The organism is Pseudomonas sp. PS01298 (assembly GCF_029959745.1).
Lineage (GTDB): Bacteria > Pseudomonadota > Gammaproteobacteria > Pseudomonadales > Pseudomonadaceae > Aquipseudomonas > Aquipseudomonas aylmerensis.
In genome coordinates this window covers 18007-30626 of record NZ_JASCPP010000018.1, presented here as the reverse complement: position 1 = coordinate 30626, position 12620 = coordinate 18007, and the positions used below count along the sequence as shown (strand labels likewise).

At 60.7% G+C, this 12620-nt stretch carries 11 protein-coding genes; 2 read left to right on the top strand and 9 right to left on the bottom strand.

What is annotated here, in order from left to right; translation table 11 throughout:
- Positions 1-5: 5 nt before the first annotated feature.
- The 9 genes from QMX97_RS09630 to QMX97_RS09590 all read right to left on the bottom strand — a co-directional run bounded on the left by QMX97_RS09630 (position 6) and on the right by QMX97_RS09590 (position 7408).
- Complete coding sequence (locus tag QMX97_RS09630; RefSeq protein ID WP_106805050.1) at positions 6-485, bottom strand: fimbrial protein; 480 nt, start codon at positions 483-485, stop codon at positions 6-8.
- A gap of 13 nt (positions 486-498) precedes the next feature.
- Positions 499-993: a fimbrial protein gene (locus QMX97_RS09625; RefSeq protein WP_106805717.1), complete on the bottom strand. Its 495-nt coding sequence runs from the start codon at positions 991-993 to the stop codon at positions 499-501.
- 10 nt (positions 994-1003) lie between these two features.
- Positions 1004-1585, bottom strand: coding sequence for a fimbrial protein (locus tag QMX97_RS09620; RefSeq protein WP_201143600.1), 582 nt, complete (start codon positions 1583-1585; stop codon positions 1004-1006).
- 21 nt (positions 1586-1606) lie between these two features.
- Positions 1607-2368, bottom strand: coding sequence for a fimbria/pilus periplasmic chaperone (locus QMX97_RS09615; protein ID WP_065906875.1), 762 nt, complete (start codon positions 2366-2368; stop codon positions 1607-1609).
- Complete coding sequence (locus tag QMX97_RS09610; protein ID WP_282396786.1) at positions 2365-4968, bottom strand: outer membrane usher protein; 2604 nt, start codon at positions 4966-4968, stop codon at positions 2365-2367. Before QMX97_RS09610 ends, QMX97_RS09615 begins: the two co-directional genes overlap by 4 nt.
- Positions 4969-4987: 19 nt before the next feature.
- Positions 4988-5548, bottom strand: a complete 561-nt coding sequence (locus tag QMX97_RS09605; protein WP_282396785.1) for a fimbrial protein — start codon at positions 5546-5548, stop codon at positions 4988-4990.
- A gap of 50 nt (positions 5549-5598) precedes the next feature.
- Positions 5599-6108 (bottom strand): fimbrial protein, encoded by a 510-nt coding sequence (locus QMX97_RS09600; RefSeq protein WP_065906879.1) that lies wholly within the window; start codon positions 6106-6108, stop codon positions 5599-5601.
- A gap of 438 nt (positions 6109-6546) precedes the next feature.
- Entirely contained in the window at positions 6547-7170 is a 624-nt protein-coding gene (locus tag QMX97_RS09595; RefSeq protein WP_282396784.1) for a Pr6Pr family membrane protein, read from the bottom strand.
- A 4-nt stretch (positions 7171-7174) separates the two neighbouring features.
- Entirely contained in the window at positions 7175-7408 is a 234-nt protein-coding gene (locus tag QMX97_RS09590) for a VF530 family protein (RefSeq protein WP_012722427.1), read from the bottom strand.
- A 212-nt stretch (positions 7409-7620) separates the two neighbouring features.
- Between QMX97_RS09590 and QMX97_RS09585 the strand changes: the two genes are divergently transcribed.
- Entirely contained in the window at positions 7621-9639 is a 2019-nt protein-coding gene (locus QMX97_RS09585; RefSeq protein ID WP_201143598.1) for a TonB-dependent receptor, read from the top strand.
- A gap of 400 nt (positions 9640-10039) precedes the next feature.
- On the top strand, positions 10040-12457 hold the full coding sequence (locus QMX97_RS09580) for a glucose/quinate/shikimate family membrane-bound PQQ-dependent dehydrogenase (protein WP_065906886.1): 2418 nt from the start codon (positions 10040-10042) through the stop codon (positions 12455-12457).
- Positions 12458-12620 lie beyond the last annotated feature (163 nt).

Sequence of the window (12620 nt, the reverse complement as noted above, 5' to 3'; positions counted from 1 at the left end):
AACTCCTACTGGTATTCGGCCAACAGCGTGGCCACCGCTGTAAACCGTGCGGGGGCCAGCGTTGCACCCGGCTGTTTGACCGGCACGACTTCCAACATCGGCGGGGACGACACGGTTATGTCCAGTGGCGTATTGAGTCGAAACGGCAGGTTATTCTGGAATATCCGAATGCCCAGGCCTGTCGCACTGGTTTGCACAGCCGAGCCGTCGAACGTCGTGGGTGTGCCGTTGACACTCAACTTCAGCACCCACGGAAGCGTGGCGCTACCACAGCTGATGATGTAGCCGAGCGCTCGACGGTATCTCACGCCATCGACTCGCTTGACGCCGACATCGCCGAAATCGACTTCGATCGTGTTCCCCGCATTGATCGTGCAGGGCGGTGGCTCGTTGAGCGTCCCGCTGAACGTCAAGTTGGCCGAAGCATTGCTGCTCAGGCCGATCAAACACAAGGCGAGCAAGGCTCGCTGCTGCCCGCATGTCATTGCGCATTCCTCATCATTGGTAATCGACCACAAGCGTGGCGGCGGCATCAAATGCGCCCCCGAGCAGGACGCTGCCCGCGCGCTTGACCGGCACTGCCTGCACGACGGGGAAGTTGGGATAGGTAAAATTCACGGCCGCATTCAGCGGCCAATCCGCACCGTTGATGAACAGTTTCACCCCAAGATTCGGGTTGCGGGTCGAGAGTACGCGAGCATCAAACGAGGCCCCCGTGCCCCTGAGTTCAAGTCTCATGGCGTTGCTGAAAGGGGCATCACAGGTGACGGTATAAGGCACGTTGCGACGGTAGTTGACACCGTCCACCCGTGACGTCAGAAGGTCATTGCCAAAGGGCACATTGAGCGTACTCGCGCCGTTAATGATGCACGGCGGAGGTGCGATGATGACCGCGCGGATAATCAGGTTGGTGTCGGCCTGCACACCCTGGCTGGCGACCCACAGCAGGCCTGCCCCAATAAGAATGGCCCGCGGGCCGACTGCCTTGGTCATTACATTGGCCTCACTCATAACTGAGCCTGAAATCCACGACGGCGCGGAAGGCCCCACTGGTCAACGGCGCGGAGGTGCGCGTGGGTTGAACATTCCAGGTCTGGAGACTGCCGCCCTCGGTCAGAAACAACGGTTCGCCCCGGGAGCCCAGTTGCACGTCCCGACCCAGGGCATCGGTCAACCGCAGCCCCATCCCGGTGATGCCTTGCACTTTGACCAGCCGTGGATCATCGGCATCGGCAGGCGCGAGAAACGTGACCGACAACACCGGTTGATGGGAACTCCATGCCAGGTTCCCGGTACGCTCGCTGCGGATGCTGCCGGCGGTGCGCTGGCAATCCTGGAAGCGCAGCTGGAATGCCCTTGATGGCGCCTGGTCGCCAGGTCGTAGCAGCAGGCTGGCCGACACGGCGCCCAGGTCAATCGTTTGATGGCGCGATGTCATCTCCAGGCTGCAAGGCGATTCATGCATGGACCCGTTAACGTTCAACCGCCCACGTTGGCCATCGATGCCTTCGTCATCCTCGGCGCCTACTCGCGCCGCCAGGACACATAACACGCAACCCAAGACTTTCACGGTGTGCGACTTCATGACGTTCTCCCGCAGCAGGCGCTACTCATTAGGCGATGAGACCTGCGCATTCACGGTGCAGGTTTCGCCACTGCAAGTGAATGCCAGGAGCGGGCGTCCACCGTAATCGTTGACGTAGGCCAAATACGGGGCCTGGCCAAGTGCCGTGGCCGTTGGCCCCAAGGCCAGCGCCCCCTTGGGCGGGATCATCACCGGTTCAAAGCCCGCCACGGTTTTACCGTCTTTGCTGCTGCGCGCGTCCACCAGGGACACGTAGTAAGGCGTGGGGTTATTCACCTGGTATCGGTCGCCCTGCCGGGTCAGGGTGAGCTTTTCCTGCCAGGGGTTGGACAAGTCCTGCTGGCTGGGCATGATGGCTTGGGGGCGGTAGAACAATTTGATGCGGGTCTGCAGCGCAATTTGCAGGGTGTTGGATTTGTCGCTGCGCGGCGGAATTTCCCGCAGGTTGAAGTAGTAAACAGTCTCGCGATCCTGGGGCAACGATTTGACCGCCGGCAACGCCTGAACTTTCACCTGGCTTTGTTTACCGGGCTCCAAGCGTTGAACCGGCGGTAGCACGATCAAGGGCGAGGTGATTTTGTTGCCCTGCTCATCCTCGATCCACCCTTGGGCCAGGTACGGCAACTGGGTGTTGTTATTGGTGATGTTCACGCTGGTGGCATCCTTGCCACCCTCAAAGATCACACGGGTGCGATCCAGGCCAACCGCAGCGTTGGCGGCCGGGTTCAGGCCTGTAGCCAAGAGTGCGAAGAGCAGGAATCTAGAGCGCGTATTGAGCATCATGAGGCGGGGTTCTCCGTATCGGTACGCTTGCCGGTCAGCGATGCTGGCTCGGGTGAGGATTGATCAGTGGCTACACTCTGGCAGCGCAGTTGCAGGGCATCGCTCAAGCTGTCGGCTGGCAAAACCACAGGGAGTGTGAGCAGACATTGCTCGAGGCCACTCCAACTGACAATCATCTGCTCGCCGGCCTGGATGCCACTCAGGTAAACAGCACCGCCGTCGTTCACAATCCCGGTGTCCTGCTGTTTTAGGTTCTTCACCGTCGCGCCGAAGGGCGGTGAACTGCCATCCGGCAGGCGCAGCACGGCCATGGCCTTTTCACCGGCAATCACCTCCAGCGATCGATAACCGATGGCCCCTTCGGTGAGTGTCAGTTGCGTCACCGACTGCGTGGCTTCGACGTTGCTCGGCAAGCTCTCCAGGTCGACACTGGCGGCCGTGCGCTGGTAGCTGCTGATATCGGAGATCACCGCCTTGCCGAAGATGTTGGTGCGGGTCGACACGCCGTAGCCCCGCACAGGCACGTCGGGTACCCCGCCGGAATCGATCATCAGACGGGTTCCGCCAACGGCATTGGTTCGGTGCAGGGCTGCGCCGTAGGGCGTGAGTGTGCCGCCACCGCGAACAGACGCACTGAGGGTCCTGCCATTGCCTTGTTGTGTGCTGGCGCTGAGATCGATGTCAGCCTGGTCGCCAATATGGCTCAGGTAACCGCTGGTAGAGTTGTCACTTGCACTGAGCTGATAGCTATTGCGCTCATCGAGGCGGTCACTGTAACGCGTGGCATAGCTCTCTTTGCCCGAGGTCCTGCTGCCATCCAGCGACAGTGTGCCGCTGCGCCCCAATGGCAGGCTGACCGTCAGCGCCATTCCGCTATCCTTGTAGGCGTATTCCTGACTGCGGTACATATTCAGGGACAGGCTCATGTTCCTGACTGTCCCCAGATTAAAGTAGCGCGACATGGACAGGTTCCAGCGCTGAGTGTCCGGGCGCCCCCAATACGTCTGTTTGTTGTAACTGGCGTAGACGGTCGCCCCAAGGTCACGAAACTGTTTATTGAGCGTCACCGTATACAGTGACTTGCTGTCGCCAATCGGTTTCCAGCCCTCGATGATCTCTACGTTCTCGATCCCGCCGAGCTCGCCATTCAACCCATAATGGCTGGCGTCCAGGTACTCACTCATGCTCAAGTAGTTTTTCTCGGAAAACCGGTAGCCGGCAAACGTCACCTGGCTGTCGTACTGCTCGAAGTGCTTGGAGTATTGAAGGCGGTAGGATTTGCCCGAGAGCGCCTGATTCCACACGCTGGCGTGGGACTGGGTGACATCCAGCGATACGGCGCCGAACGCCAACAGGTCACGACCGGCACCGACCGACAACGCACGGTAGTTGTTATCGGTGATAGCACCGCCGAACAGCGACCAGCCATTGCTGACGCCCCAGGAGAACTCACCGGTACCGAAAAAATTGCCATTGGCGCCGTATTGAAGATCGGAGGGCCGCCCCAACGCCAGCTTGTAACGAACCTGGCCAGGACGCGTCAGGTAGGGAATGCCTGCCGTGTCGATCTGGAAGGTGTGGACCGAACCATCCTGCTCTTCCACCCGTACATCCAGGGTGCCGCTGACGGCGTCATTGAGGTCCTGGATACGATACGGGCCTGCAGCGACCAGCGTTTCATACAGCACGCGGCCCTTCTGGCTGATAACAACCCGGGCGTTTGTCTTGGCGACGCCCACCACTTCCGGGGCATAACCGCGCAAGTTGGGTGGCAGCTGGCTTGCATCCGAAACGAGTGCGGCACCGGTATAGCGGAAGCTGTCAAACAGGTCCGAGTACAGATAGTCCTCTCCCACCGTCAGGCGCGCCTTCAGCGCAGGCACTGCGCGATACGCGTAGTAACGACTCCACTCCAGCTGTTGTGGATCGCCGTACCCACTGTCGAGGCCTTTTTCGACACGCCCCTGCCAGTCCGCCCTCAGGCGCCAGGCCCCGGCATTCGCCCCCACGGTGCCGTTACCCGTCAAGTTGTTACGGGTGCCGTCATTCTTCTGGTAGCGGGACTGCACCGTCATGTTGTAATCGATCAGCAGCCCCGGCACGCCCTCATCCCAGCGGGAAGGTGGATCCCAATTGATGGCGCTGTATTCAAGGTAGGCCTGGGGCACGCTGATGTTCAGCGTGGAGGTGGCCAGATCGCCACTGACCTCCATGCCCGGCAAGCTTTCTATATCCAGGCAGTCATGGCCTTTCCACCACTTGAGTTCGGCAGCGCTCGACACTTTCAGGCCCAGCAGGTCCACAAGCGCCGGCGACAGACAGGCCTGGCTGCCTTTGGGATCATTATCGGGTGGATAGAACGCCACCGATTGCTCGGCCATCGCCTGATTATTGATCTGCACCACCATCGAGTAAGTACCAGGCAGAATAAAACCGCTGCGGGCAAACCGAGACAAGTCAATATTGGTCCGATCACTTAGATCGAGGACGTCTGTATTGAACTCAATATCCCCGCTCGCCATAGCCGTGCTCGGTAATAATATCAACCCACTAAAAAAGTTTGAGCGCAGCGTATTCTTGACCTTCGCCGTATTCAACATGCAAGCAACCCATCAAAGTTCAGAAATATTCCAACTTGAATCGCACGGTGGCGCGGTGTGCTCCGGCCACTATGGGCAATCCGTTGCCAACAAAATGAAGCGTGAAGTGCAGCGTCATGTCGCCTTCCGCCAAGGGGTGCGGTGTCATCGGCTGACCGGGAATACTTAATTGGCCAACCGAATTCTGGATATTGAGAGCAACACCTTGCGAGCCACCCAATACAGCAAAAGAGCGACCCTCCCTGTCGGAGGGACCGTCAAATGTCACCCGCAGGTGCTGCCAGTCGGGCAGCGTTACCCCGGGGCGTAACGGATCGGTGCGACTCAATGTGCAATTGACCAGGCGCAGCTGGAAGGATTGGTCGCCGCCCCTGGCGCGTCGTAAAAACCGGCCGATCGGCTCAGGGTCCATATCGATGGTTTGATCGATGCTGACCAACTCCAACCCGCAGGCCGAGTCAACGACCTCTCCTCCCAGCGTGACGAGCCCATCCCCGTGCGCAAGCTCCTGGGCAACCCCCCAAGGGCTGGCGAACATCGCCAAAGAAGAGGTGATAGCGAGACTTACGAATGTTTTCACCAGTGCCTCCACCCGCCTCCCCCGCCACGCTGGGTGGCGGGGGAAAAAGCTTACTGATAAGCCAAGGTGAAATTGGTCACCGCGCTGAAATCACCCGGCAACACGTCGCCCGTAGCAGCGCCTTGCACATAGGCGCCGAACTCCAGCGTGTTATCACCGGTGGCAATGATCTGCGGCGTGGTAGGCACGCCCAATCGAACGGGTTGACTGCCATGGGTCATCATGATGCCGACGTTGCCCGCGCTACCGACGGTGCCCAGCGCACCCGGCACCACGCCGGATGGCGCCCCGGTGAAGGTCGTGGTCACCGTGTTATCGGTGAGGCCGGCCAGGTCGCAACCTTCGAGTTCAATCAGCAAGCGCCGTGGCTCGGACTTCCCACCCGCCTGCAACTGATGCTTGGCAATCGCGCCAAGGGGAATGGTTTGATCGACGGAGTCAGGCTTGATGGAGCAGGCGCCGGAATGCACCGAACCCAAAAAGGTGACCGTTCCATCCGCCGCCTGGGCAACAGACACAGACCCTACCAACAACCCGATGGATAACAGCACAGTGTTCATTTTGGCTTTCATGTCTAGAGGCTCACAGAGTAATAAACGTCATTAAGTCATTCCGACGCCTGAGCGCGCAGAACGCCCTACCTTTTTCCAATTACTTGTATTGCAACTCAACTCGCTTGATGAGCCCGAGTGATTATCCAGTGCAAACTTTAAAAGGAAAGTCGGCCCGTTCATTTAATGACGTAGCCTGGCGACGCCAAGACTTATAAGAAAATTATGGCAATTTGCCAAAACTTTATATTCATCTGTAAGACGTGGATGACGTGAAGTTTATGGGTGCCGAGTTATCGGTAACTATAACTGTAAGAACCGAACTACATCACCTTGAAAGTCAACGCTTTCATGTAGAAAGATTAACTAATGAGTTGAAGCGTTCGAGAAGAGGCGCGCAACCGCTCGACGAGACGGTGCTCGCCGGGTAGGTAAGGAAAGAATCAATCAGGAGCGGGGCTTGATGCGTTTATCCAGCCCCACCACGGCCAGTGCAACCAGCACAAACCCCGCCAGAATCCCCCCGGCATTCACGAACACTTGTGGATAACCGAGGGTGCCGACATCGATGAACGGGTACTGATACTGCCCGAGCAAATCCCCGCGCAGCAGCGCATAGCCGAAGTACACCAGCGGGTAGATCACCCACAGGCCGATGTGTTTCAGGCGCAGATGCCCCTTGGGCACATACCGCCACCAGTACACGACGAACAACACCGGCATCACGTCGTGCAGCAGCTCATCGGCGATAAATTGAAAGCCCTCGGGCTGCCACAAATGCCGCAGCAACAGGCTGTAGGCGAGGCCCACCACCACGATGCTCACTACGATGCCACTGCTGACCGCGGGCGCGAGAAACCACCGCTTCGCCGGCGAGTCGCGCTTGACCCACGCATAGCTCAACACCACCGCCGCCAGGGTGTTGGTCAACACGGTGAAGAAACTGAAAAAGTTGATCAGCCCGCCCAGCAGACTGGCGCCGGCGTCCCAGCGCGAAGAGAAGATCAGGTATTGCTGAATCGCCAACCCGACCCATCCGGCCAGCGCCGCTGCCGCCACATACCGCTTCATGAGGTCAGTCCAGCGGGCGTTTGGTGCGCATCAGCTTGACGTACAAGCCTTCGACTTTTTCCCGCGCCCACGGCGTCTTGCGCAGGAAGGTCAGGCTCGACTTGATGCTCGGGTCGCTCTTGAAGCAGCGGATATCAATGCGCTCGGCCAGGCCTTCCCATTCGTAATGTTCCACCAGGGTGGTGAGGACGTGCTGCAGGGTCACGCCGTGGAGTGGGTCGTTGCTTGTCGCGGTCATGCCGGGCCTTTTGCAATAAGAGGAAATACAGCCGCGCACCTTAGCCGACGGGGCGTACCGGTGGAAGCACTGCATTGAATATAGCCCGTGGGAGAAAGTTCCCCTTTTCAGCGAAAAAAGAGATGTTATATTGTAACGATACTTATCAAAAGTAAGCCGTTCGATACCGTCTGCAGCCTTCTCTTTTTTGCCGTTTTGCCAAGGAATGTCCGATGTCCCTCTCCTCCCTGTGGCGCTTGACCCCGCTTGCCGCCGCCCTGTTGATCTGCTCCGAAGCCCACGCCCTGGAACTGCAACCCCAAGTCATCACCGGCAACCCGCTGGGCAGCGAGCAACTCGCCTCGCCGACCACCGTGCTGGAAGGCGATGATCTGACCCTGCAACAAAAAGGCAGCCTCGGCGAAACCCTGAACAAGCAGCCCGGCGTGTCGTCTTCGTACTTCGGGCCGGGCGCCAGCCGGCCGATCATCCGTGGCCAGGACGGTGACCGCATCCGCATCCTGCGCAACGGCGTGGGCGCGCTGGATGCCTCGTCGCTGTCCTACGACCACGCGGTGCCACTGGACCCGGTCAACGTCGACCGCATCGAGATCGTGCGCGGGCCGGCAGCGCTGCTGTACGGCGGCAGCGCCATCGGCGGCGTGGTCAACACCTTCGACAACCGCATTCCCACCGAAGCCATCGAAGGCATCCACGGTGCCGGTGAATTGCGCTACGGCGGCGCCGACACCACGCGCAGCAGCGCCGGCAAGCTGGAAGCCGGCAACGGCACCTTCGCCTTGCACCTGGATGCGAATGCGCGGGAATTCAACGACCTGAAAATCCCCGGCCAGGCACGCAGTCGCCACGCCCCGGAAACCGATGACGCGCCCGGCAAGAACGGCCGCCTGGGCAACAGCGACGGACGCCAGGACGGCGGCGCGGTGGGCGGTTCCTACACCTGGGATGACGGTTACGCCGGGCTGTCCTACAGCAGCTACGACGCCAACTACGGCTCCCCTGCCGAGCAGGACGTGCGCATCCGCATGAAGCAGGATCACTACGCATTCGCCTCCGAAGTCCGCAACCTGCAAGGCCCGTTCACCTCGGTGAAAGTCGACGCGGGCTACACCGACTACGAGCACCGCGAAATCGAAGGCGGCGAGACCGGCACGATCTTCAAGAACAAGGGTTATGAGGCACGGGTTGAAGCCCGTCACCAGCCACTTGGCCCGCTCGACGGGGTGGTCGGTGCACAGGTCACCCGCAACGAGTTCTCCGCCCTGGGTGAAGAAGCGTTCGTGCCGCAGACCGACACCACGGCCGGCGCGCTGTTTATCCTCGAAGAAATGCAGGCCACCGAGCGCTTGAAACTCAGCCTCGGCGGGCGCCTGGAACACACCAGCGTCGACCCGGACGCCAAGGGCAACGAGCGCTTTGCCGGCGCCGACAAAAGCAATGACTTCACCGCCGGCAGCCTGTCGTCGGGTGCGGTGTACACCCTCACGCCGATCTGGTCGGTGGCCGCGACCCTCGGCTATACCGAGCGCGCGCCGACGTTCTACGAGCTGTACGCCAACGGTGCGCATGTCGCCACCGGTACCTATGAGCTGGGCAACGCCAACCTGAAGAAAGAAAAAGCCGTGTCCAGCGACCTGGCCCTGCGTTTCGACAACGGCACTCACAAGGGCAGCTTCGGGGTGTTCTACAGCCACTTCTCCAATTACATCGGCTTGCTGGGCACCGGTCGTACGCTGAACGATGAAGGTGAAGAAGACGCCGGCGGTATCCCTGAGTACGAATATTCCGGTGTACGTGCGCGATTTGCCGGCTTTGAAGCCCAGGACCACTGGAAACTCGGTGAAAGCGCCTACGGCAAGTTCGCCCTGGAGCTGTCGGGCGACTACACCCGCGCCACCAACCTCGACACCGGCGAAGCCTTGCCGCGCATTGCGCCGCTGCGCTTGAACAGCGGCCTGCTGTGGGAACTCGACCGCTGGCAGGCACGTATCGATGTGGAACACGCCGCCGGCCAGGGCCGGGTACCGAATAACGAGAGCGGCACCGACGGCTACACCACGCTGGGCGCGAGCGCAGGCTATCGCTTCAACGTCGGCGGCAGCCAATGGCTGGCGTTTGTGAACGGCGAAAACCTCACCAACCAGACCGTGCGCTACGCCAGCTCGATCCTGCGTGACATCGCGCCGGCACCGGGCAGAAGCGTGCAATTGGGTATCCGCACCACCTTCTAACCCACGCCTGTAGGCGCCGACTCGCCGGCGATAGCGGCCTCACGGGCCCATCGCCGGCAAGCCGGCGCCTGCACTTTTTGCAGCGACGTTCTGTCACTGTTACCAAATCGGAAATGATGCATCTTGCGATTTGTGCTTTCTCTTGGTGCACCAGCACTTTATCCTTGCCGCAACAAACTGAAACGTTTCACTCCCGCGGTCGATCCCATTTTGCCGAATTGCCCTCTCCTCGAAGACAGCGCTGTCTTGCACCGACCTGCGCCTGAAGGTCTATCGCCCGCCTGTGGATAACCGCCTGTCCCCAGAAAAACCGAATTAACGCTGAACCAAGCCCGCGCCGAATCGTCATCTACAGTGAAGCACGGGGTTACATAATTCCAACGTAACGGAGAAACACACTATGAGCACTGATGGTGCTTCAAGCCCAAGCCGCCTGCTGCCCAGGCTGCTGGGGATCTTGCTGCTGATCATGGGGCTGGCCTTGCTGGCCGGCGGCGTCAAGCTGAGCATGCTCGGCGGGTCGCTGTACTACCTGCTGGCCGGTATCGGCATCGCCCTGACCGGCGTGTTGCTGCTGGCTACCCGCCGCGCCGCGCTGGGCTTGTACGCACTGGTGTTGTTCGCCAGTACCGTATGGGCCTTGTGGGAAGTCGGCCTGGACTGGTGGCAGTTGGTGCCGCGCCTGGCACTGCTGTTTGCCCTGGGCATCGTCCTGCTGCTCCCGTGGTTTCGCCGTCCGTTGCTGCGTGGCCAGCCTGCCCCGCTGGGCACTGGCGCGCTGAGCGTGGCCGTGGTGCTGGCCGGTGCTGCCGCCCTCGCCAGCCAATTCACCAACCCGGGTGAGATGGTCAAGACCGGCCAACTGGACCGCGACGCGGTACCTGGCATGGCCAGTTCTGCGCCGGCCCAGGCCGATGGCGACTGGAACTCCTACGGCCGTTCGGCCCATGGTGATCGCTACTCGCCGCTGGCGCAGATCACCCCGGAGAACGCGCACAAGCTGGTCCCGGCGTGGACCTTCCGCACCGGCGACATTCCTGGTGCTGGCGATCCGGGTGAAACCACCGCCGAAAACACCCCGCTGAAAGTCAACGGCATGCTCTACGTGTGCACGCCGCACAGCCAGGTGATCGCGCTGGACCCGGACACCGGCAAGGAAATCTGGCGTTTCGACCCGAAGATCAGCACCGAAGGTGCCGAGAACTTCAAGGGCTGGGCGCACATGACCTGCCGTGGCGTGTCGTATCACGATGACGCTGTCTACGCTTCCGAGCAGAGCCCTACCGGCAGCGCCAGCCCGGCCGCCGCGCCGAATGCCTGCCCGAAACGCATCTTCGTACCGACCGCCGACACCCGTCTGATCGCCCTGAACGCCGACACCGGCAAGATGTGCGAAGACTTCGGCGACAAAGGCCAGGTCGACCTGCGTGCCAATATCGGCAGCTTCGCCCCCGGCGGTTACTACTCCACCTCGCCACCGGCCGTGACCAAGAACCTCGTGGTGATCGGCGGTCACGTGACCGACAACGTCTCCACCGACGAGCCTAGCGGCGTGATCCGCGCGTTCGACGTGCACACCGGCAAGCTGGTGTGGAACTGGGACAGCGGCAACCCGGACGACACTACCCCGTTGGCCGAGGGCAAGACCTACACCCGCAACTCGCCGAACATGTGGTCCATGTTCAGCGTGGATGAAAAACTCGGCATGCTCTACCTGCCGATGGGCAACCAGATGCCCGACCAATACGGCGGCGACCGTACCGAAGACTCGGAAAAATACAGCGCCGGCCTGACCGCCCTGGACATCGACAGCGGCCACGTGAAGTGGACCTTCCAGTTCACCCACCACGACCTGTGGGACATGGACGTGGGCGGCCAGCCTTCGCTGATCGACATCAAGACCGAAGCCGGCGTCAAGCAGGCAGTAATGGCGTCGACCAAGCAAGGCAGCATCTACGTGCTCGACCGTGCTACCGGCCAGCCGGTGGTGCCGATCCACGAAGTCGCCGTGCCGCAAGGCGCTGTTGCTGGCGACCACACCTCGCCGACCCAACCGAAGTCCGAGCTGAACTTCATGCCACCGCCCCTCAAGGAGCGTGACATGTGGGGCGTGACGCCGTTCGACCAGCTGCTGTGCCGCATCGATTTCAAATCCATGCGCTACGACGGCCCGTTCACGCCGCCTTCGCTGCAAGGCTCGATCGTTTACCCAGGCAACTTCGGCGTGTTCGACTGGGGTGGCATTTCCGTCGACCCGGTACGCCAGATCGCCTTCGTGAACCCAAGCTACATGGCGTTCAAGTCCAAGCTGATCCCGGCGGCCGATATCGCCAAGCAAGGTCCGCGCGTGAGTGAAACCGAAGGCGTGCAGCCGAACAAAGGCGCGCCGTACGGCGTGATCCTCGAAGCACTGCTGTCGCCTCTGGGCCTGCCGTGCCAGGCACCAGCGTGGGGTTATGTGGCGGCGGTCGACCTGACCAACCACCAAACCATCTGGATGCACAAAAACGGTACCGTGCGTGACAGCTCGCCGGTTCCAATCCCCCTGACCATGGGCGTACCAAGCCTGGGCGGCACCTTCACCACCGCCGGTGGCGTAGCGTTCCTCAGCGGTACCCTCGACCAGTACCTGCGTGCCTATGACGTGAAAAACGGCAAGCAGCTGTGGGAAGGCCGCCTGCCTGCAGGCGCGCAGACCACACCGATGACCTACACCGGCAAGGACGGCAAGCAATACGTGCTGGTCATGGCTGGCGGTCACGGTTCGCTGGGCACCAAGCAGGGTGACTACGTGATGGCGTTCAAACTGCCGGATTAAGCAACACCGGCGGTACAAAAAAGGCGGCTACCGGATAGGTAGCCGCTTTTTTTTGCAGACATTTCCCACTTCAAGAAACATCTGCATCTAACCAGTGCATTTTCCTACACCGATTTTGTTCACTCCTCTCCACTCAGTCTGAACACAATTCGGTGAGTAGCAC